Here is a 20,942-nt window from a genome sequence, read left to right as displayed (position 1 = left end):
TCTTTGCGGTCGCGCAGGCAGTCGTTCCACACCACGCGGGCACAGCCGAACGCACTGGCCAGCGCGCGGCGCTGGGAGGCGTCCGGGTAGGCCCGGTAGTTGTAGCGGAGCTGCACACCCAAGATCCTACGACGATTGGTCTCATGGACGGGCAGGACGATTACAGGCGTGGAAGACATGTTGTTTCGGCGATGCATGTGCACTTGGTCTTTGTGACGAAGTACCGGCGCGGGGTGTTCAACGACGAGATGCTGACACGCTGCGAAGAGATCACGCGCAAGGTCTGCGAGGACTTCGAAGCGGAGCTGAAGGAGTTCAACGGCGAACGCGATCACGTCCACCTCCTGGTGCACTACCCGCCCAAGGTCGCCGTGTCGAAGCTGGTCAACAGCCTCAAGGGTGTATCCGCCCGCCGGATACGGCAGGAGTTCACCGGCCGGATCAACCCTGCCATCATGCACGGCCACCTGTGGTCGCCCTCATATTTCTCCGCATCGTGCGGCGGAGCACCCCTGGCACTCGTCCGCCAGTACATCGAGCAGCAAAAACGTCCGCTCCAACATGCACGTCAGAGCAGCCTTGAGATGCATTCATCCCCGGCGTGAACACTGGGGCTTTCTGCAAGAGTCCCGGTAACCGTGGCGGGGCCGTCAGGTTGCCGGTGGGTACAGGCACAGCGGTTCGGGTTCGACCAGCTCGCCGGCGTCCAGCGATGGCTGCTGGAGCAAGTCCTCGGCATCGAGGCCGCCGGCGAAGACGAGCGGCCCCGGCCCCGCGGTGCCGGGGCCGACGGAATGGGCCACCAACCTCGCCGCCGCCCGGCAGTACTACGAGCGCGAGGGACGGCTACGGGTACCGGGCAAGCACATCGAGCTGCTCACCGGAGGTCTCCGGTGAGAGAAGGCCCTGACAACAAGGGCCGGGCCTTCTGCACGCCGGAGAAATTTCTCGCGCCGGGGTGCTGTCCGGGTGGCGGAGTCCGGCACCACGGGATGAGAGAGCCGCTCCTGGAAGGCCGAGACGCAAGCGCCGGCACCACGCAGGCAGGGCGAGTCGCCGACTCCCCCACCGGAATGCACGACCAAACCACAGCCAGCCGCGTCACCATCGAGTGTCGAATCAGCTCAGGTGGTTCAGGTGCCGGTCCGGCACCTCGACAGGCCTTCAGGCGTTGAGGACCTGGTAGAGCGTCAGGCCGGTAGTTGGGCTGGGGATCGAGCCCCCGGAGGCGAGGAAGGCCGGACGGCGACACGGCGAGTGTCCGCTTTGATGCCCGTCACTCGCCGGGCTGCCGCGGGCCGGAGCCGCCGGAGCTACCGGTACGTGTAGAACTTCGTGTGGTCGAGCATGTCCTCGGGGGTGACGTCGTTCCACGGTTTCATTGTGTCCTGCAGACCGACCACGCCCGGCGGGGCGGAGACAGGTACGTATCCGGACGACGGATGCAGCCGCTGCCAGTCGGCCCAGAGTTTGTCGATGAAGCAATGGTGGAGCCAGAAGACGGGATCGTTGGGCGAGGCCCCGGTGGTCATCTGGCCGCCGACCCAGACATGGACCCGGTTGTGGAGGTTCGGTCCCCGCCAGCCTTCGACATAGTTGCGGAAGCCGCTGGATCCGCTGTTCCAGGGGGATGCGTCATAGGTGGGCAGGGCGAGGACGGTGTCGACCTCGGAACGGGTGGGCAGGTCACGGACACCGACGCCCAGCGTGCGCCGTAGGTAGGTCCTTCCGTCGACGCGTATGTTCATGGGCCAGTTGCCGCTTCCGAAGGCGAACGGACCGGTGGTGACCCTGCCGTCGCCGCTGCGGCCGTCCCCGCCGAGGAAGTTGTCGTCCCACAGGGAGCTGCGGGATGAGCGGTCCGTTGTCCAGTCCCAGTAGGGCAGCGTGATCGAGGGGTGGACGCTCTGCAGTGCCTGCTCGAACTGCAAGAGGAACCGTCGGTGCCAGGGGAGGAACGACGGGGAGCGGTGTCCCGTCCGCTCTCCGTCGTCGGCGTCACTCATGATGAACGCGTTGTGCGTGGTGATGAACTCGTCGTAGCGGCCCTGCCTCTTGAGTTCGAGCACGGCGTCCACGAAGTCGCGCTTCTCGGTAGCGGAGAGATCCGCCTGGTTCTTGCGGTCTGCCATGCGACGCTCCTTGTCAGACGGTGAGAGGCACAAGTGAGGCGCCGTGCAGTTCCCGTACGGCGGCGCGGGCCGCGTCGCGTGGTGTGCGGTGTGTTTCGTAGTGGTTGACGACACTGATCCAAGTGCCGTCCGCGTTCTGCATCACATGGAGTTCCTCGTCGTCCACTCGGACGACGAACTCCGTGGACTCCTGGGTCTCCAGGGGTGTCTGGCCGTGGTGGTGTCCGCCGCCGTCCTCCTCGGCGGGCCAGCCCTCGATGTGCCGACCGAGGTACATCTCGTCGAACCGCTCCGGTACGGAGTCCGAGTGGGCCCGAGTCGCGTTGGCCTGGGCGATGTGCGTCGTGTCGGCACCACGGTGCCGTGAGCCGTGGGGACCGGGCGGCCGTAACGCGGTGGCTGCGGCGGCTGCCGGTGCGGCGAGCACGGATCCGGCGACTGCCAGCGTTGCCCCTCGCACCATGTCACGACGGGTGATGCGTAGCACGTTCTGCTCCTCTCGTCGGGCCTGCCGCAGAACATGTGGTGCCGACGACAGGAACGTTTATCCGAGTGGCGGGACGAACGTGTCCCAAGGCCCCACATGTTGGCAGTGGCGAACGAGTGGAACGAGAGGCATGCCTGCACACGGTCATGAACAGGACAATCACAGACGGATAGTGAGCCTTTCAACAGCGGATGATCTCCATCGCGCGCCTTCGAAGGAACCCCTCCGAAAGGAAACTTGCCCTGCTTCAGCCATGTGCTCCCATAAATCCTTCGGTTGCACCGCCAGGAGCTGCGCGGAACGTACGGGTACAACTCGACGGAATCGCAGGGGCGGCGTCCGCTCCGCTGGGTAGGCGTCCGTAGTTTGCCCAGCGCGTCGGTGGTCAGGACAACGGCAGCCAGGCGGTGGGAAGTCGTGAAAGCGGACACAGGTTCCCTCTGCCTGTGGCGCTCGTCCACCGCCGGCGACGCATTCGCCACCCACGCCAGCGCCGGGGAAGCCGTTGCCTCCAACCGCAGCCGCGTAGCCACCACGACCGCATTCGCGCAAGCAAGCCACACCAGCACGGCCTGGCGGATCTGCGGGCCCAGGTGACGGACCGTGTCAGCGGGAAGTCCACGGCGGACCTGGTGGCCGCCGCGACCGCCGTCGGTACGTCCTGCGATGCGTCGCAGGACCACGGCGAACTCGTCCTGCTGCTGACTCCGGCCGCATGGGAGAGGACACCGGCGGTGCCCGCCTACCCGGCGAGGGCCGAGGCCGCAGCCCGCCCCGGCGTTGGCCTGATCCCCGAGACCTGTGCAGCCAGGTCGGCGCGGCTGAGCGAGTCCGGCACGTCGATCTCGTGCCCGCGCAGCAACTCCCGTGCCTGGGCGTGCAGGTCCGGGGTAGTGCGGATGGTCAGGGTGTCCCGGTGTGCAGGCCAGAGGGCGGCCGCGACCAGCACCGAGCCCGCGACCGGTCGTGCAGCAGCTCCCGCAAGCCCGCCGCGACCTGCTCTCCCAGCGGGTCCGGACCCAGGTACGGCCAGGCCGCCGAGCCGAAGCCGGCCAACCCGAGAGCCGGTGCGGGGCGCTGCCGGTTGCCGGGGTGGTGGTCGTTCGCTGCGATACCGCAAACGCCGACCGGTGGCCCGTCCGGGAAACCCCTCGGGCGGGCCGCCAATGTGACAGCAGTGGGCCCGGTGGGCCTCAGCTCACCGCGTACGCGTTGTACACCGTGGTCGTCGAGCTGTCGCCGTGCGTGTCGGTGACCGTCGAGCGCAGGCCGACGCGGCCGCCGGAGGTGGGGTTGTGGACGGCGATGGTCCACTTACCGCCCGCCAGCTTGGCGGTGGTGGCGTTCCAGTGGGCGCCGTTGTCGGAGGTGTACCAGGCGCGCACGGACTTCACACCGTCCGACAACCGGCCGATCGTGCTGTCGCCCGTGCCGAGGCGCTGCATGACCAGGTCGACGGTCGTGGTCGACCCTGCGGCCGCCTCGTTCCTGGAGTTCAGCGCCTCGGGCCAGAAACGGGTGATGTAATCCCGGACCTGCTGATTCTTGCTCGGATCTGCGTAGAAGTGCAGGGAGAGGCTCGAGGACGTCGACAGCGAGCCGGACGGCAGGCCGCTGCGGTGGGCGGTTTCAGTGACCGTGTACCAGCCCTTCTCGGGGATCCGCGGATGCGGGCCGATCTCCTGCGAGGGGGTGAACTTGTGCGAGTAGAGGGTCTTGCCGGCGTGGGTCAGCTTCAAGGTGCCGGAGGCCAGGACCCCGCCCGCCGTGAACTTGGGGTCGGCGAACGGGTTGTCGCCGCCGAAGTACAACTGGTGGTACCAGGTGTACGGCAGTTGCCCGCCGGGCCCCCAGACCGCGTGACCGAGGGCCAGTGAGGTCGTCTTGCCGGCCGCGTACTTGTGGAACCCGTCGTAGATGAAATCGTGACTCTGCTGGCCCACCTGCCACTGGCCGGGCGGGACATGGACGCTGAAGGAGTCAGGCAGGTCACGCTGGAAGTCGAGGATGTTGGTGGACGAAGCGCAGTCGCTGCCGCCCGTCGGCTCGCCGTTGAACGAGAACTGTGCCTGGCCGCTGTCCGGGCCGGAACGCGCGGACACCTTGAGGGTGGTCAGCCCGGACTTCGCGAGCGTCGCGGACACCCCGGACGGCACGCCTCGGCTGTGCGTGGCGGACGCCAGCCAGAAGTCCCCGCCGCTCGTCGACCGCGGCTCGTACGTGGTGCCGTAGGCCAGCTCGTAGGCCCTGCTGCTGTTCGGGATGACGTACAGGTCCCCGGAATCCGCCGAAATGCTCATGGTGGCGGGGCTGTTGTCGGAGGCGCAGACGGCGGCGGTGACCGTGTGGTCGTATCCGCTGCCCGGGTCGGGACGGAGCGAGACCTTGACCGCACGCCCCTTCCTGGCGTCGAACGTGCTCGTCGTGGCCCCGGAGACCTTCACACTGTGACCGCCGACGACGGCATGCTCGTTGTTGCCGCCGACGAAGGACGTGACGAGCTCGTAATTGCCGTTGGGTAGCGCCGTCTTCTTGTTGCTTTCGATGTAGCGGAAGTCGTACGTCTTCGTGTTGTAGACCGCCACCTGGGCGTAGACCGCCTTACCGCTGCGGTCCAACGTCCTGACGGTGAGCGACCCCCTGGCCGCGGCCGACGCCGTCGAAGCGCCGGACAGTACAAGCGGCACGAGTACGGTGACGACACTCGCGGCCGCTGCGGTTCTCCGCATCAAACCCCCCTAGGTGTACGGGAAAAGCGAGTTACCGTAGCGCACAGGGGATGTGTCGCCGTCACCGGCCCCTCTCAGGCGATCACCGGGTCATGTCTCACGGTCGCTCACGTGCCCACCGGTCACCTGGCGAAGAAGTTGCCAAATCCACTGGGTCAGCGCGGCGGAAGACTGGACGTAGGAGATGCGGCGCTGCTCGCCGTACCAGGCACGGGTGCGCTCTTCAAGCGCCCGGTTGTAGACGAGGCGGACGCAGCCGAACGTGTGCGACAGCTCCGCTGCCTGCTCGTCCGTCGGATAGAAGCGGTAGTTGAATGCCCGCTTCACCGTCTGCGCCATGCCTGACGTTCTATCAGTTCCGATGTGGGCGTCGTCCGTTGTGAGGATGCCGGAACGATCTCCGCCGCTGCGTGGCTGCGCGCCGAGGATGCGTTCCCTCCCGCCCCGAAGGACCGGGTTCCACGCAAGGAGATTCCGATGAGTATTGAGCCATCCATCCCCGTTGCGCGAAGCAGTATTTCATGACCTGTTCCAGAGGCCGATACGGTCGGATTCATGGAGTGGAATTTTCCGACGGCCGAACAGCTCGCGGCTGCGTTACGTGCCGGTGAAGTGAGCTCGGCGGAACTGACCGACGAGGCGATCGCCCGTATTGAGCGGGACGACAAGGCGATCAACGCGATCTGCGTACCGGACTTCGACCGTGCACGGGCCGCCGCGCGCGGTGCCGACCAGGCGCGCGCCAACGGTGAGGACCGGCCGCTGCTCGGCATTCCGGTGACGGTCAAAGAGTCCTACAACATCGCAGGGCTGCCCACGACCTGGGGCATGCCGCCGCACCGGAACTACATGCCGGCCGAGGACGCGGTGCAGGTGTCGCGGCTCAAGGCCGCGGGCGCGGTGGTGCTCGGTAAGACCAACGTGCCCTTGGGGCTGCAAGACGTGCAGAGCTTCAACGAGATCTACGGCACCACCAACAACCCGTGGGATCACGGTCGCACGCCAGGTGGATCCTCCGGCGGATCAGCGGCGGCCCTGGCGTCCGGATTCGGCGCACTGTCCATCGGCTCCGACCTCGCCGGTTCGTTGCGCACCCCCGCACACTTCTGCGGTGTGTACGCACACAAGCCGACACTCGGGCTGGCGGCGACCCGCGGCATGGTCCCGCCGACCGCGCCGGCCTTGCCGGCCGACCATGACCTCGCCGTCGTCGGTCCGATGGCGCGCACTGCCCGCGACCTCACGCTCCTGCTCGACGTCATGGCCGGACCGGACCCGCTCACGCTCGGCGTGGCGCACGACTTGACGCTGCCGCCCGCACGCCACGAGCGGCTGTGCGACTTCCGGGTCTTGGTCCTCGACAACCATCCGCTCATTCCGACCGGGTCCGCTGTGCGGGCAGGCGTGAACCGGGTGGCCGAGGCGCTCGTCGACGGCGGCGCTCGCGTCGAAGGGCACAGTCCGCTGCTGCCCGATCTGACCGAAGCCGCGGTGCTCTACACGCAGTTGCTGTTTTCGGGCTCCATTGCCCGTTTTCCCGTCGAAGCGTACGACGAACTGCGGACCCGCGCCGCCGGACTGAGCGCAGACGACCGGAGTCTCGATGCGGCGCGGCTGCGCGGCATGGTGCTCAGCCACCGTGACTGGGTCGAGGCGAACAGCCGTCGCGAGCTGCACCGCCACGGCTGGCGGCAGCTCTTCGCCGAGTTCGACGCGGTCGTTTGTCCGATCACGCCCACTCCCGCGTTCCCGCACGACCACAACCCCGATCCGAGGGAACGCCGGCTCGACATCGACGGCGTCGATTACCCGTACTTCGACCAGCTGGTTTGGGCCGGTCTGGCCACCATGCCCGGCCTGCCCGCCACCGCCGTACCAGCGAGCCGGTCCCCGGAGGATCTGCCGGTGGGAGTGCAGCTCATCGGTCCGACGTTCGAGGACCGCACCCCGCTGCGACTGGCCGAACTGCTCGAGCAGAAGATCGGCGGCTTCCAGGCACCGATGTAGGACGCACTGCCTGCGTGTCCGTCGAGGACGAGAGGTACGGATCACGACGAGATCCTCCGAATGCGCGCAGTCGCTGCCCGGAAGGTCCACCGTGTTGCGCTCCTCGTACTGCTCAGCGGCACGAGTCACCGGCCGCCCGCCGCCCCTGCCCCGCTTCTTGCGGGCCGGGACGCGGGCGGCCCACCGGTCCCCCCAGCCAGGCCTTCTCCGACACCCTGACGAACTGGAGCCTTTAGGCGGCCTGCCCCCAGCGTGAGCAGGAACGCCGGCGGGCGGCAGCGCCGGTCGGCAGCGAGGTGGACCTTGCTGGGTCGGGCCACCGCGCGAGCGCCCCAGCGCCGCTGGCTCGAGTCGGGCCCGGCGGTGACAATGCAGCCGCCGGCGCTCGGCCCGCTCGGACTCCCGGGCCGGCCGCGTCGGTGTGGATCAGCACGTCATGACGCCGATCGCCCGGCACAGCGGACGTGCTTGGAGTCACCGGGGCCGCCGGCGCCGTCGCCCAGTGGTCCTGAGGCGGTCGTCGCATCCTGGCGGGCGACCGGCCAGGTGAGCACAACCCACCGGCCCCGGCGTTCCTCACTGTCCGCGTTCACCGCGTGATCCGCCGATGTGGGCGAAGCGACTCCCGGTGTTATTCAATGAGGTGTGCCGTCAGAGATCTCGGCGCCCCGTCGGACGGGTCCGAGTACGGCCCCGGCGCTGCGCCGGGGATTGCTGAGAGAGCCGCATGGACTCCACACCTTCCCCTTCGTCTTCGTCGCCGTTCGACCTGGTCAGCAGCGCCCTGGGGCGCTACATCCCGAGCGGCGGAGCGGCAGCGCCCGCCGGTCCTGCCGACGCGCAGGGCGACCGCGCCCCCAGCCGACGCGTCCCCGACAACGGGGCAGCCGGCCGTCAGGATCAGATTCTCGGCGCGGTCAACCTGGACAGGGATCTGAGAATCACCCGCTGCAATCTGGACGCCCCCGTATTCGCGGGTCTGAACGCCGAGGTCGGGAGCCCTTTCGTCGATCTCCTTCCTCCCGGGGACGTACCGACCGTCACACGGCGGTTGCGGCAGGTCCTGGAAACCGGTGAAGCCCACGTCGCCCGGATCCAGCGCCTGCGCCGCCGCGACGGGTCGGAGCTGGTGGTTTCGCTGAGCATCCTGCCCGCCGCGGTCCCTCAGGAGGGCCTGACCGTCTCCGTTATCGCCATGGCCAGAAGGCTGCACCTGTACGCCGCCGAGACCGCGATCGGCACCTCGCTGGACATCGGCGAGACCGCGCAGTCGCTGGCGGAGTCCCTGCTGGCCTGGGGAGACGTGGTCGCCGTCGACCTCGACTTCGCCGTGTGGACAGGCGAGGGAGTCACTGAGCAGGCGCAGGGGCGCATCCGGCTCCGGCGGGCGGCCCTGGTGCCGGACCGGGCGTGGCCCGAGGGCTACGTGACTCCGGGCGACGATCTTCCCAGCGACGCGAGTCGCCTGCTGGCGCAGGCGGTACAGCGGGACGATGCCCCGCAGGCCATCGTCATACCCGACCGGGAGGCGGTCGAGCGGGTACTCGGCGGGCCGCGAGTGATGCGTGCCCTGGTGCCCGGTGACCGGTCGGCGGGTGTGGCATGCATACCGCTGGTCCTGGACGGCACGCCGCCTGTCGTACTGGGCGTGGCGGAGGTCTGGCGGCGGGCGGACTCCCCCTTCCGCGACAGTGAGCTGTTCGACCTGCAGGAACTGGTGGCCAGGACCGTCCATCACGTCGACCTGGCCCGTCAGCACCAGCGCGAGCACACGCAGGTGCTGGCGTTGCAGCGCCGGCTGCTGCCCCGGACCGGCGGCGACACCGTCGAGATCGCCAGCGTCTACCAGCCCGCCACCCCCGACAGTGCGGGCGTCGGCGGTGACTGGGTGAACAGTTTTCCGCTGCCGGACGGCCGTACCGCGCTGGTGGTCGGTGACGTCGTCGGGCACGGCCTGGGAGCCGCGGCAACCATGGGCCAGCTGAGCATGGAGGCCCGCGCGCTGCTGTCCGCGGGGCTTGCGCCCGACGAGGTGCTGGAGCACCTGGACGAGACCGTGTCGCTGCTGGACGACGCGGACTCCGGGCTGGCGGCCGGCTACAGCGCCCTCGGATCGACCTGCTGCATCGCCCTCTACGACCCGGTCAGCCACCGCGTGGCGCTGTCCAGCGCCGGCCACCTCCCCCCGGTCCTGGTGTCCCCGGACGGGCACGCGGGCCCGCTCGCGGTCCGCCCCCATCCCGGCCTGGGCGCCGAGTTCGCGCTACGGGAGCCGTTCGCCGTACACACGTTCCGCGCGCCCCCGGGCTCCCTGCTCGCCCTCTACACCGACGGCCTGGTGGAAGATCCGACCGAGTCGATCGACGAGGGCATCGGCAGACTGGCGGACGCCGTGTCCACGGTGCACCCCTGGGACGCCCTGCAGCAGGCCGCACGGCGCGTCGTCTCCATGCTGGCGCCCGTGCACCAGCGCGACGACGTGACCCTGCTGCTCGCACGCATGATCGGCTACCGCAAGGGGGACACCGCGACATGGCGGCTGCCCGCCCGCGACGACGCGCCCGCCCGTGCCCGCGCGCAGGTCTCCGCGCTGCTGCGGCAATGGCGCACCCGGGACGACACCCTCGACAACGTGGCCCTGCTGATCAGCGAGCTGGTCACGAACGCGGTGCGCTTCGCCACCGGCCCCATCACGGTACGGCTGATCAGGGCCGGTCACGGCCTGCTGTGCGAGGTGGGCGACACCGGCAACGGCAGGCCACGTCTGGGCCGGGGCGGCGTCCTCGACGACGGCGGTCGTGGCCTGTACATCGTGCACAAGCTCACCACCCGGTGGGGGGTGCGGTGGACGGACACCGGCAAGGTGGTCTGGGCGGAAGTCGCCAGGTGACGCGGCTGCAGGGCCGGGGCGGCCGGCGCATGGGGCGCGGCAAGGGTACGGGCCGCGTGCCCGTCAGCCGGCGCCACCGACAGTACGGACGGCGCCCTCAGCGGAACCGGTGTCGCGACCGGTGATGCGGGCGGGCCCGTCTGCCGGTACGGATGGCGCGGGCTCGCACTACAGCCACTCCCCCTCCAGGGCGGTGGCGGTGAGGCCCGGTGCCGCCGCGTACAGGACGGCGCGACTGCCTGACTTCTGCCCGGCGTCGTGCGCCCGCCGCATGATGTCGAACACAGCGGCGCCTCCGCGGTTGCCGCTGGTGTAGCTTTCCCGGCTGTAGTCCAGCAGCCCCGACGGCCACGCCTCGGGCATCGTCTGCTCCATGTACTCCAGCACCCGGGTCCCGCCTGGGTGCGCGAGCAGCACGTCGGGGTGCCAGGAGTCGGGTTCGTCCTGGTAACGGACGCGCAGCCACTCCCACATCGCGGTGACCGTCTCCTGTACGGCGCGCGGCCCGCGCCGGTCCATCACGAAGTGGTTGCCGTCCGACCGCGTATCCAGGCGGTGCAGGTCCTGGGTGCCGGGCAGGGTGTGGTGCCAGGCCGAGTCCAGCCGCAGCACCGACTCACGCCTCGGGCGGCCCGTGACCACCGCGGCGACCGCGGTGTCGGCAAACAGCAACCGGACGATCAAGGACTCGAGGGTGTCGTCCGCCGGCTGGTAGGTCGTGCTCAGCGCCTCCGCGATCACGACCAGGACCACCCGGTCGGGGTCCGCGGCCACGAGATCCGCCGCCAGCGCCAGAGAGCGGGTCCCCGCGATACAGGCCCACTGCGTGGCCGGCAGCAGCATCACGTCATTGCGGAGCGCAAGCTTGTTGGCCAGGGCGATGTCCAGACCCGGCAGCGCCGGGGTGGTGGAGTGACTGGTGATCAGGCAGTCGATGTCTGCCGCGTCCAGCCCGGCGATCTGCAGGGCCCCGCGCGCCGCACGCTCCCCGTAGGACTGCACGGCCTCCCAGGCCGGCGCCGTGCGCTCCTGGACGGTCTGCGGCGTGGGTATCGCCTCCAAAGCGGCGATCACGCGGTCCACGTCCTGCTGGGTGAACCCGTCGCGTGCCAGCGCCTCTTGGGCCGGTCCGATGCCGACAGCCCGCAGGCCGCTGTCGTTGCCCGGCGCAACGGCGGTCTCCAGCGGCAGCATCCACCCGCGGGTCTCGATGCCCGTACTGGCCGCGATGCCGTCGATCCGCGGCGCCCACGCCGCGTGCGGGTGGCGGTCGCGCACCTCCGCCACGATCTGGCTGGTCTGCACGGCGTGCTCGCCGTGTATCACGGCAGGAGGACAGACGTAAGCGGCCATGATGGCACCTTTCTTGGGGGGAGCAAGGAGGAACGGCAGAACGGCACGAATGCTGTGGAATGGGCCACTTTGGAACTTCGCGCCCAAGAGAATGCCGATGAGCTCCACTTCGGAAGTCGGTGCTCCGAGCATGGACGCTAAAGGGACATTTACGCTGTGACCAAGACAACTTGGGCAGCCCTTTGAGGGCGTGACACGGCACACACCGCCCAAAAAGGGGCACCCCCGGACCGGTTCCGCAGCTCCTGCCTGACGCCCCGTGAGCCAGCGAGGGTGCCTGGTCAATGCCGCTGCAGCCGGGAGACACTCATGGCGGCCCAAGCGGCTCACTTACATGGACTCTCCACAGCCGGGAGGAGGTGCGCCGCGATCTGCAAGCTGTCCCCCGCAATGGGCGATTGCCGGGGGCGCGGTTCCCGAACTGCGAGCTCGCGGCAACGGCACCGTTGATCGCGGCCAGGGCTCGGGCGACGTCCAGCAGATGTCCGACGTGTTCTTCGCCACCGTGCCCGTCCTCGCACGACCGCCTCCAGCTTGCAACCTCTGGCAGCATGCGTGTGATCTACGTCTCCACCCGTCACCTTCACGGCTGGCTGCCTACGGCGCGAGCATCACCCATCGCATGCTTGCTCTTCCCTCGGTTTGCACCGATGCAGCAGCCGCCAAAGGTGGGCGAGTCGATGAGCGCGGACTCACGAACCACACGGGCCGAGGGCAGCCGAGGAACCCTGGCGTGGCTGTCCTTCATTCTCGTCTCCGTCGGAGAACCCCAGTACCGCCCCCACTTGTTGGCTGGATACGCGCAATCGCATCAGACGCACCCGCATGACCACAGCGCCGTCCGGAGCACTGAGCCGGCGGGAACTCCCCCACCCGCAGGCGGCGCTTGGTCCAACAGGAGCCAACAGGGCGGCGGGAGTCGTCCTTGCCGTTGTGGCGGTAGACCTCACCCGGCATGGCGGGTGGAAGCCTCAAGTCGAGTCCGCGAGGTCAACTGGCGAGGAGCCGCCAAAGAGAGGTGCGGGCCTGAGCCGGCCGCTCGCTGCGGCGCTCACGGAAGAGATCCACAAGAACCGGCAGCGTGTTGGCGTGCTCGGTCAACCAGATCTGTCGCAGCGACACCATCCCGGACATCAAGAGCGCCACCACCGACACGATCTCCACCAGACCCGCGACAACAGCCGAACCGCACTCTGCGCCTTTCTCGTTCGCGCCGACACCGGGCCCGACACCGGAACCCTGTGGCGTACCGCGGCGCGTGTGGGCCTGCTGTAGGCACGAGACGCCCGGGCACGGGAAGGGCGTGCGACGAGGCCGCGGCACCCAGCGTCGTCTGCACGCTGGGCAACCCTTCCGTACGCCACTGACTGTTGGCGCACAAACGAGGTGCGCGGCGGTGCGTGAAAGATACGTAACCGACCTACGTAGACCCACGGTTGTCACACGTGGACGCGGCTCGGAGGCTCGTGCTCATGACTCCACTCACCCCCGCGTCGCCCGAGGTCGCCGACCTGGCCGCCCGGCATCGGCTGGGGACGCTCCAGAGCGTGTTCGCGCCGAAGCGCCTCGGTCGGGCGGTGTTCGCCGTCCATGTCTTCAACTGCCTCATGCTCATGCCGTTCTTCCTGGTCCCCGGGCTGCTGTACTACTGGTTCTGGATGCGCCGTTTCCCCGACTTCAGCCGGAAGCGGGCCGCCCAGCGGCTGCACCTGTTCGAGGAGGGGCTGGTCGTGCACCCGCCGTCCGGCGGCGAGCCGGTCGCCCTGCGCTGGGACTCCCTGCGCCTGCAGCAGGACATCATCCAGCTGATCATCAACGGCCGCCCCGCGCCGACCAGATACGTCTACACGGCAGGCGCCCCCGGTCAGGGATCGGTGCGGATCACGGAGTTCTATGAGGATCCCGACACCTGGGGTCCCCGGATGCAGGACGCGGTGGTACGCGCGCAGGGAGCGACCGTACTGGAAACGCTCCGCGAGGGCGGCACGGTCCCGTTCGGTGCGCTCTCGCTCTCCCGCACGGCCGTATCCGCCCCCGAAAAGGGCAGCCTGCCCTGGCCCAAGGTCCGGGAGGTCCAGTCCTCGGGCGGCCTGGTCCGCATCATGACCACCGGCGCCTCGGGCGACCCCGTCCGCTGGTCCCACCACCTGATCAAGGACATCACGAACCTGTACCTGTTCCTGGCGGTCGCCCACAGCCTGCGCGAGCAGTCCGCCGTCGATTAGACACTCCCCCGCGCGCCCGCAGGTGCACGTGTTGTCGGCATGCGCAGTCGCTCGTCCTGCCCGCCTCCGGTACCGGATCCACGACACATCACCCCGCACCGAGCCCCCACACCACGACGCCACGGCCCCCGGTGCTTGTCTCAACATCGGGCAACGACCCCCTACTTCGTGAGGGTTTTATGTGTGGTGCAGAGTCAGCGCCGCCTCGCTCAGTGGGTGCCGTGCGGATCGATGGGGAGCGTCAGGCGGAACAGGGCCCCACCTCCAGGTGCCTGGTGCGCCGTGAGTTCCGCGTTGTGGGTGTGGCGATCTGGCGCGCCATGGCCAGACCCAGGCCGGAACCGGAAGGGCGCGTGCGGTCCGGGCCCGGTAGAAGCGGTCGAAGACGTGGGGCAGGTCGGCTGTGTCGATCCCGGGACCGTGGTCACGGACGGTGATCTCCAGCCTGCTGTCGCCCGGTGACCGGCGTGCGGCCACCTCGACCCGGGCGTCGGCCGGGGAGAACTTCGCCGCGTCGTCCAAGAGGTTGGAGAACAGTCGCGTCAGGCGGCTCGGCACGGCGGCGGTCAAGGTCGGCGCGGCGGCCGGGTCGGTATCGAGGACGAAGCCGATCTGGGGCCAGTGATCACGGGCAGCGGCCACGGTGTGCTCCAGAAGGGCTGTTGGCCGTACCAGTTCCAGGGCCTGCTGCGGCTCCTCGTCACGGGCCAGGTCGATCAGGTCGTTGACCAGAGTGGTCACTTCACGCAACTGGCGCGTAAGTGCGCCCGTGGCACGTTCCCTCTGGCATGGGGTCAACCGGTCCGCGCGGAGCAGGATCTCGGCGTTGGCGCGCAGCGCTGTGAGGGGGGTGCGCAGTTCGTGCGAGGCGTCGGCGACCAGGCGTGGCTGCGCGGCGAGGGACTGGCACCCGCCCACCAGCGGTATCCGCGAACTGCACGCAGCCGTGACGGCACGAGCCGGCTGAGGTGCACCTGGTATCCGCGCGCGGCCATGGCTCCTGGTCGTTCCTGTGGGGCCGCGAGCCCTCGGTCGTGCGGAATCCCGCCCTGGAAGCGGAAGGCTGGATGCCCTGGCCCGGGAGTACCCGGCTTCGAGACTGCCTGACTTGCAAAGCCGGACGGCGCCCCCGCCCCGGGGAGGGGGGTGCCGTCCGGCTTTGCAAGCTGCGGAAGGGGCCTACCCGATCATGGAGGGGGCGAAGGGCGACAGGGCCGGCGCGAGCTGCATGCCGGGGGCCAGGCCGAGGGCGATGAGGGCGTCGGGCAGACCGCGCCCGGTCCGGGCGGCGTCCATCGTGCCGGGGACGGCCAGTGGGCGGCAGCTGGCAGCGATGATCTCGAACAGGTGCTGCACCCGGCCGGGCCCGCGGGGCAGGAGCTGGCCGTGGAAGTCCTCGTGGTGGGCGAGAACGAGGGCGGCCAGGCCCGCGAGGTGGGCGGAGGCCGTGCCGGTGCCGTCGAGGGCCGCGTAGCCGTCCTGCGGCGCACACGACAAGACCGCCACACCGGGGGCGGCCGCATCCACGCCGGGGCCGTAGCAGCTGAACGGAGCGGCGAAGAGCCCTTCAGGTGTCAGCTGCGGGCCGTAGTGAGTGGCTTGGGAAGTGTCGGGCGGGTAGGTGCCGAAGGCGCCTACTGCACCGACGGCGAAGACGGTGGGCAGCGAGGCGGGGAAGGCGATCGGCCCGCCGGTGTCTCCCGCGGGGGCGATGCAGGCGATGCCCGCCGCGGCTGCGTCGGCGAGTTTGCGGGAGACCAGGGCCGACGGGTGAGGGCTTGCCACGGCGATGTGGGCGATGTCCACCTCCCGCAGGATGCAGTGGTCAAGGGCGGCGATCAGGTCGCTGAAGTGCCCGTCGGGCAGCACCTGGCAGACGTCGATCTCGGCGTCGACGGCGATGCCGAGAATGCCCCTGCCGGTGTCCGCGCTGGCGATGATGCCGGCTGCGTGGGTTCCGCTGCCGACCGGGTCGTGCGTCCAGCCCTCGGTGGTGTTGTGGACGAGATCGATGCCGGAGCGTACCCGTTGTTTCAGGTCGGGGTGGTCGGCGTTGACGCCCGTACCGATGAGCGCGATCTTGATGCCGAAGGCGCGGAAGGTGGGGGGCAGCCGGTCCAGGCGCATGGCCTGCTGGCCCCAGCCGTACTGCTGCCGCTGTTCCAGTTCCGGGTAAACCTTGGGCAGCGGGGTGAGGGTGACAAGGTTCTCCCCGGTCGCCGAGAGCTCGGGGCGATGGATCCAGCGGTCCGTGTATCCGCCCCTGGGGCGCACGTACAGGGACTGGATGGACTGCGCGGTGTCCGTCGCCAGGGTGACGGTGACCGTCCCGTCGGCGGCGGTGATGCCCTGGCCGGGCCAGGCCGCCCCGATCAGGAACACCCCCGCACCCGCCAGCGGTTCACCGTCAGGGCCGCACACACGCAACCCGATCTCCACGGGTTCCTCCAGCGGCATGACCAGCCCCGGGTCACGCAGCGGCAGCACCCCTGCGGCCGGCGAGGCGGGTACGGCTGCGGACAGCGGCAGGTCGGGCTCGATGTGCACATGCAGCGACCGCAATGCCGGCACTTGGTCCTCGGCCGCCTCGACGACCACGACTTCCGGACAGGAGGGCTGCACTCCAGCCGACTGCAGCTTCTCCGACGGTCGCAGCCTGCGGACCACCGTGACCTCGGGCATGCTCTCCAGCCGGTCACACACCGCGTCCATGCTGAGTTCAGGCACTCCCACAGGCAGAAGCTGCTGCGGCAATGGGGCCATCATGTACCGCGACCGGCGCGGCTGCACCGCGATCGGTGACGGTGCCCCCGTTTTGCGTGGCGTCGCTTCCTCCTCGGGGCCCTCCCCGCCGGCCCCCGCGCCGTCGACTTCGCTCTGGCGGTTGTTCCGGGGCTTGTTTCCGGGCGTGTCCTTGACCATTACGTCCACCTTCACACCTACGTCGGCTATTGGGCTTCTGATCGAAATAACGGGCGACTCACGCTTCCACGGCTGTGCGGCGTGTCCGGGAACCGCTCCCGGGCACACCGCACAGGCACTGCCTTATGTCAGCCGATACCGAAGGGCTGACCCATCTGGCCGTAGCCGAAGCCGGGCTGCTGGTACTGCTGCGGGTACGGCTGGCCGAACGACTGCTGGCCGAAGCCGCCACCCCAGGGCTGCTGGCCCTGCTGGCCTTGCTGGCTCTGCTGCACCAGCGTCAGGATCGCGGTCGGCAGCGCCTGCTGCACGGACTGCTCCACAGCGCTGCGCACGCCTTGCAGCAGCGTCGTGTGCAGTGCCACGGCCAGGTACGGGTGCGCCTGGTGGCCCAGGCCCTGCTGCTGCAGCTGCTGCTGGACCTGCTGGATCTGCTGCAGCGTCTGCTGCATCCGCTGCCCAATCTGCTGGCTCGCCTGCTGACAGGCCTGCTGAATCGTCTGCTGCACGACCTGCGCGAGCTGCTGCTGCGGCCCGGCGATCTGCTGGCCGAACTGCTGCATGGGCGGGGTGGCGGTCATCATCGACATGAATGCTCCGTTCGATGCCACAGGAAAGCCAACATAAGGAATGATGTTGGCTTTTTCGGAATTATTCCGACGCGCTGAAGCTATGGTGACGTCGCCCCGCCCGCAATCGGGCGAGCCAATCAGTGGGAGGAATCCCCCGATCGGGTCCGACGGCTGGCGCGGGTGCCGGACTGCTGCGGGGTTGGCCCTGACCGAATGCCAAGAGCGAGCACTGGACGACGCCGGGCCCCAGTACCAGGTCCTGACGGGTTCATCGATGGCCGGAGGCCCAGACGACGACTGCATCGAACTGGTTACTGGTTGAACAGTATCCAACCGCAACGGGCTCGAGCCCCTGCCGAGTGCCCCAACGGCACGCCGCCGGACGAGTGGATGGATGGGCAAAGCCAACCAGGGCGAAGCGGATCACTTCGTCGAGCTGCAGGACGAAGTCCACCGGCTCAAGGAGGCGGTCGCCTCGCACGCCGTGGTGGACTGAGTACACCGACAGACATGTGGCAGTACGCCCCGCCCATGACCCCGCATCCCACCCGTGGTCACCCGCAGCGAGAATTCGCGCCCGGCCCCGGACACGCTCGCCGCCTGAGGCGTGATGCCGTGGCCCCAACCCTCATCGGGGCCATCGGATGCAGGCCGCAGCCCCGCTACCACGATCCGGCCCCACCGGTGACCGACCTGGCCACCCGGCTCGGACAGCAGGCGATCACCTGCCTCACCTGGCAGCAGGGCTCGCGAGGTGAGCTCCGCTCCCGCTCACCGACGTGCGCGTCCGCATCGCCGGCAAAGCAGTCGAGCGCCCTGTCCGGGCCGCGGCCTCGGCGCAACAGGGCTGGCGGGAAAGGATCCTGCCCGACTGTCGCCTGCTGATCGCGGGCTCCCAGGCCCCCGGCCGCCGGCATCCGCGTCAGTGCACCAGCGGGTCGAGTAGTTGACACCCACTCAGAAGTGGCTCGCTCACGCGAAGTACGGACGCCCATCGGCCTGTCCTGGTGGCGAGGGCCGGGCGGCCCTCCGTGTAAATCCTTGAGCGATGACGGGAGCAATGCTCAGCATCGGCATCGAAGAAGACCACGACTGCCCCATTTTTTCGCTTCCCTCCGTGGTCAAACATAAGCAGAGCGCAAGCGACTTGACGCGAAGTCCCCTTGAGTCGGCCTCAAGACGGCAAAAGACTGCTGCGGTAGCAAGGCCGCGCTTCCGTCCTGGGACCCGCGGCACTGCAGTCACAATCGCAATGTGAGGAGAAGGTCGATGCCCGACGCCAGCCGTCAAGACGCCGCACACTCGATCACGCTGACCGACGGCACTGCCACCCGAACCCGGGAGGCGGCCCCCGTCGACCTGGCGCCGGTCCAGGAACTGCACCGCCGTTGCTCGCTGGGCAGCCGAGCCCTGCGATACCACGCGGGCAAGTCCGAGCTCTCACCTGCCGAATGGCGCCAGTTGTCCAGCCCACAGCGCGGCACCACGCTGGTGACCACTCCGGCCGAACGTACGGACCACATCATCGCCATAACCAACGTCATGCGCACCGACCAGCAAGGGGTGGGGGAACTCGCGATCCTGGTCGAGGACGCGTGGCAGGCCAGGGGGCTCGGCACCGCGCTGGCCGAACATGCGGCTACCATTGCCCGCCGCGAGGGCCACCACGCGCTGGCCGCCGCGGTGGCGGCGAGCAACAAGCCGATGCTCCATGTCCTTCAGAAACTGGACGCGACACCGGACGACGCCACCGGGCCCGTGCTCGACCTCCGCATCCTGCTCTAGGGGTGCTGCACGATCGGGTGACAGCTGAACTGGCTTGCCCTGTGGGGTGCGTGGGAGAGATGTCGTGGTGCCGAAGCCGTATCCGGAAGAGTCCCACGAGGATGTCCTGCGGGTCGCGAGGAACCGCGGCCTGGGTGTGACGCTGGAGCAGTTGGCTGCCAGCTTCGGTATCCATGTGACGACGCTGTCGAAGCGGCTGCGTCGCGCGGACAGCGATGACCGAATGAAACCCGGAACGACCAGGCAGCAGAACGCGGAACTGCGGGAGGCGCGGCGGATCAAGCTGCTGGAGCAGGAAAAGGATCCACCCGCTCGTGAGGGAGCCGGCCGTGGACGGGATTCCCGTCACGGTCACGTGCCGGGCCTTCAAGCTCGCCGGGCAGCCCTGCTACCGGCGGCTCGGTCACCCGGTTACTTGTGCCGTGCTCGAGGTGGCCCATCGCGCGACGCGCTGTTCGATGCCCGTCGGTGACGACCCGGAGTTCGGCTACCCCTTCCATGCCGATGAGGCCCGCAGCACGGGGGCTGCCAGGGCCGACCGGACCGCGTGGCGGATCTGCCTGCCCGCCGTCGTCGGCGCCGGCGCCCTCGGCATGCTCGGAACCCGGCCCCTCCTCGATGCCGCAGCAGGGACAGCTTTCGCCCTCGGGGCACTGGGCCGCTCCCGCAGCAGAGAAACGACGCACCTTCCTCAACAACTCACCGGTCGCCTACCTGCTCTCCGTTGAACGCAGCCCCACCCAACCACTCTCCTGCACCGCCTCGCTCACCGCCGCTGACCCCTGACGGCAAGCACACCAACGCCGCACCTTGCCCCTGCGTCCTGGAGAGTCCTGGGTTGCGACGAACACGGCTTTGTACTCACTGGCCCCGATCTGCTGCGCGCCGGCGAACCCCAGCCGACTGGCCGTTGGACCGCGATCCCTTGTTGCTCGAGACCGGCGTTCGGGGGGTCTTCGCGGCCGGTGACGTACGCGCTCACTCGATCAAGCGGGTGGCTTCCGGTCTAGGCGAAGGCGCCATGGCCGTCGCGCTGATCCACCGCCATCGGGCGTCATCGGGCCAGTGGCAAGGCCCGTAGGGGCAGGTCCGCCGTGCGGGCAGACACGGCACGCACCTGCATGCCCGCGGCACCCAGCTCCCGGTAGCGGCTTGCCCAGCCGGCGGCGGTGATGTGGCTGACCTGGAAGCATTCCGCGGCCCGCCGCAGCGGCCAGCCGTCGTCCACGACACAGCGGGCCAGACGCAGTCTCCCGGTCAGGGTCAGCGGGACAGTACGGTGGGACACAAGGGCCTTCTGCGGTCGACGGTAGCTGTCGCAATCCACACCGAACCCACAAGGCCCTCACCCCTTCAACCACGTACGGCAACCAGGGCCACAGCCGCTGCACGAGTGGCCCTGGTTGTGGTCGGCCTCAGGCCCAGCCTGCTCTATCGGGTTTCCAGTTCCCCGATCCGCGCCACTGTCGTTCCCCTCTTCGGGCACACCCACACCGCACTGTCCGTGCGGACAGTCGCCGTCAGCGGATGCGTGTCCGGGTGTGTGGGGCACTGTGGCCAGACCGCCGATGCGCCTTCGGACCACAGTGCCTCCACTGCCCAGTCCTGGACCTGATCTGCCAGGTGCACGAGCAGCTCTGCGGTGGTGCCATCCGGATGTGGAGTCAGGCCGTGGCCTGAACCGTCCGGGGCCCAGAGCGTGATCCCGATCCCGGGCCCTGACCCTGGAGTTTGGACACCGGAGAGACTTGGATCTTGATGGTCCAGGAGAACGGAGTCCCTGTGGGGATGAAGCATTACCCCGCCGAGTTCAAGGCGGACGCGGTCGCGTTGTACCGGT

The 20,942-nt window shown here is 69.0% G+C and carries 16 protein-coding genes and 2 pseudogenes; 6 read left to right on the top strand and 12 right to left on the bottom strand.

Translation table 11 applies throughout. The features are described from left to right. Positions 1–116 (bottom strand): helix-turn-helix domain-containing protein (locus Q8A52_RS48385; RefSeq protein ID WP_316765072.1); only part of this gene is annotated, 116 nt, incomplete at its 3' end. A 27-nt stretch (positions 117–143) separates the two neighbouring features. On the opposite strand from Q8A52_RS48385, the gene tnpA reads away from it, so the two are divergent. Continuing rightward, positions 144–605 carry an IS200/IS605 family transposase gene (tnpA, locus tag Q8A52_RS48380; protein WP_316765071.1) on the top strand — a complete coding sequence of 154 codons (462 nt, stop codon included), beginning with the start codon at positions 144–146 and terminating at the stop codon, positions 603–605. Between the two features lie 708 nt (positions 606–1,313). Here the strand turns inward: tnpA and melC2 are convergent. The 5 genes and pseudogenes from melC2 to Q8A52_RS48355 form a co-directional block, all read right to left on the bottom strand. Further along, positions 1,314–2,132, bottom strand: a complete 819-nt coding sequence (gene melC2 / locus Q8A52_RS48375) for a tyrosinase MelC2 (protein WP_316765070.1) — start codon at positions 2,130–2,132, stop codon at positions 1,314–1,316. 13 nt (positions 2,133–2,145) lie between these two features. After that, positions 2,146–2,619 (bottom strand): apotyrosinase chaperone MelC1, encoded by a 474-nt coding sequence (melC1, locus tag Q8A52_RS48370; protein ID WP_316765069.1) that lies wholly within the window; start codon positions 2,617–2,619, stop codon positions 2,146–2,148. A gap of 742 nt (positions 2,620–3,361) precedes the next feature. Further along, positions 3,362–3,568: a hypothetical protein gene (locus Q8A52_RS48365; protein WP_316765068.1), complete on the bottom strand. Its 207-nt coding sequence runs from the start codon at positions 3,566–3,568 to the stop codon at positions 3,362–3,364. 244 nt (positions 3,569–3,812) lie between these two features. After that, entirely contained in the window at positions 3,813–5,237 is a 1,425-nt protein-coding gene (locus tag Q8A52_RS48360) for a hypothetical protein (protein WP_316765067.1), read from the bottom strand. A gap of 258 nt (positions 5,238–5,495) precedes the next feature. Further along, positions 5,496–5,687 (bottom strand): annotated as a pseudogene (locus tag Q8A52_RS48355) (helix-turn-helix domain-containing protein); the annotation flags it as partial. Between the two features lie 216 nt (positions 5,688–5,903). Here Q8A52_RS48355 and Q8A52_RS48350 point away from each other — a divergent pair. Both Q8A52_RS48350 and Q8A52_RS48345 read left to right on the top strand, forming a co-directional pair. Next, positions 5,904–7,355: an amidase gene (locus tag Q8A52_RS48350; protein WP_316765066.1), complete on the top strand. Its 1,452-nt coding sequence runs from the start codon at positions 5,904–5,906 to the stop codon at positions 7,353–7,355. Between the two features lie 727 nt (positions 7,356–8,082). Further along, complete coding sequence (locus Q8A52_RS48345; RefSeq protein WP_316765065.1) at positions 8,083–10,245, top strand: ATP-binding SpoIIE family protein phosphatase; 2,163 nt, start codon at positions 8,083–8,085, stop codon at positions 10,243–10,245. 168 nt (positions 10,246–10,413) lie between these two features. On the opposite strand, the gene Q8A52_RS48340 is transcribed toward Q8A52_RS48345, so the two are convergent. Both Q8A52_RS48340 and Q8A52_RS48335 read right to left on the bottom strand, forming a co-directional pair. Then, a complete protein-coding gene (locus Q8A52_RS48340; protein ID WP_316765064.1) occupies positions 10,414–11,598 on the bottom strand; it encodes a beta-ketoacyl-[acyl-carrier-protein] synthase family protein in 1,185 nt (394 codons plus the stop codon). Positions 11,599–12,588: 990 nt separating this feature from the next. Further along, positions 12,589–12,762, bottom strand: coding sequence for a hypothetical protein (locus Q8A52_RS48335; RefSeq protein ID WP_316765063.1), 174 nt, complete (start codon positions 12,760–12,762; stop codon positions 12,589–12,591). Positions 12,763–13,070: 308 nt separating this feature from the next. Between Q8A52_RS48335 and Q8A52_RS48330 the strand changes: the two genes are divergently transcribed. After that, the gene (locus Q8A52_RS48330) at positions 13,071–13,823 is read left to right on the top strand and encodes a DUF6585 family protein (RefSeq protein WP_316765062.1); all 753 of its coding nucleotides are present in this window, start codon (positions 13,071–13,073) and stop codon (positions 13,821–13,823) included. A 177-nt stretch (positions 13,824–14,000) separates the two neighbouring features. Here the strand turns inward: Q8A52_RS48330 and Q8A52_RS48325 are convergent, their stop codons facing one another. From Q8A52_RS48325 to Q8A52_RS48315, 3 genes are all read right to left on the bottom strand, one after another. Next, a complete protein-coding gene (locus Q8A52_RS48325) occupies positions 14,001–14,741 on the bottom strand; it encodes a sensor histidine kinase (protein WP_408649393.1) in 741 nt (246 codons plus the stop codon). A 261-nt stretch (positions 14,742–15,002) separates the two neighbouring features. Then, the gene (locus tag Q8A52_RS48320) at positions 15,003–16,550 is read right to left on the bottom strand and encodes a S8 family serine peptidase (RefSeq protein ID WP_316765061.1); all 1,548 of its coding nucleotides are present in this window, start codon (positions 16,548–16,550) and stop codon (positions 15,003–15,005) included. 323 nt (positions 16,551–16,873) lie between these two features. After that, entirely contained in the window at positions 16,874–17,335 is a 462-nt protein-coding gene (locus Q8A52_RS48315; protein WP_316765060.1) for a hypothetical protein, read from the bottom strand. Positions 17,336–18,586: 1,251 nt separating this feature from the next. Between Q8A52_RS48315 and Q8A52_RS48310 the strand changes: the two genes are divergently transcribed. Further along, positions 18,587–19,102 (top strand): GNAT family N-acetyltransferase, encoded by a 516-nt coding sequence (locus tag Q8A52_RS48310; RefSeq protein ID WP_316765059.1) that lies wholly within the window; start codon positions 18,587–18,589, stop codon positions 19,100–19,102. 64 nt (positions 19,103–19,166) lie between these two features. Further along, entirely contained in the window at positions 19,167–19,574 is a 408-nt protein-coding gene (locus Q8A52_RS48305; RefSeq protein WP_316765058.1) for a hypothetical protein, read from the top strand. 636 nt (positions 19,575–20,210) lie between these two features. Here Q8A52_RS48305 and Q8A52_RS48295 read toward each other — a convergent pair. Then, a pseudogene (locus tag Q8A52_RS48295) lies at positions 20,211–20,390 on the bottom strand (helix-turn-helix domain-containing protein); the annotation flags it as partial. Positions 20,391–20,942: the final 552 nt, after the last annotated feature.

The organism is Streptomyces herbicida, from assembly GCF_032656585.1.
GTDB classification, from domain to species: Bacteria; Actinomycetota; Actinomycetes; order Streptomycetales; family Streptomycetaceae; genus Streptomyces; species Streptomyces herbicida.
Note: the sequence above shows the minus strand (reverse complement) of the source record. Positions and strands in the feature narration are given on the sequence as shown.

Excerpts from the sequence above, each read along its gene's own strand:
- tnpA (WP_316765071.1), top strand. The coding sequence starts at position 144 with ATGGACGGGCAGGACGATTACAGGCGTGGAAGACATGTTGTTTCGGCG.
- melC2 (WP_316765070.1), bottom strand. The coding sequence starts at position 2,132 with ATGGCAGACCGCAAGAACCAGGCGGATCTCTCCGCTACCGAGAAGCGC.
- Q8A52_RS48350 (WP_316765066.1), top strand. The coding sequence starts at position 5,904 with ATGGAGTGGAATTTTCCGACGGCCGAACAGCTCGCGGCTGCGTTACGT.
- Q8A52_RS48345 (WP_316765065.1), top strand. The coding sequence starts at position 8,083 with ATGGACTCCACACCTTCCCCTTCGTCTTCGTCGCCGTTCGACCTGGTC.
- Q8A52_RS48340 (WP_316765064.1), bottom strand. The coding sequence starts at position 11,598 with ATGGCCGCTTACGTCTGTCCTCCTGCCGTGATACACGGCGAGCACGCC.
- Q8A52_RS48330 (WP_316765062.1), top strand. The coding sequence starts at position 13,071 with ATGACTCCACTCACCCCCGCGTCGCCCGAGGTCGCCGACCTGGCCGCC.
- Q8A52_RS48315 (WP_316765060.1), bottom strand. The coding sequence starts at position 17,335 with ATGTCGATGATGACCGCCACCCCGCCCATGCAGCAGTTCGGCCAGCAG.
- Q8A52_RS48310 (WP_316765059.1), top strand. The coding sequence starts at position 18,587 with ATGCCCGACGCCAGCCGTCAAGACGCCGCACACTCGATCACGCTGACC.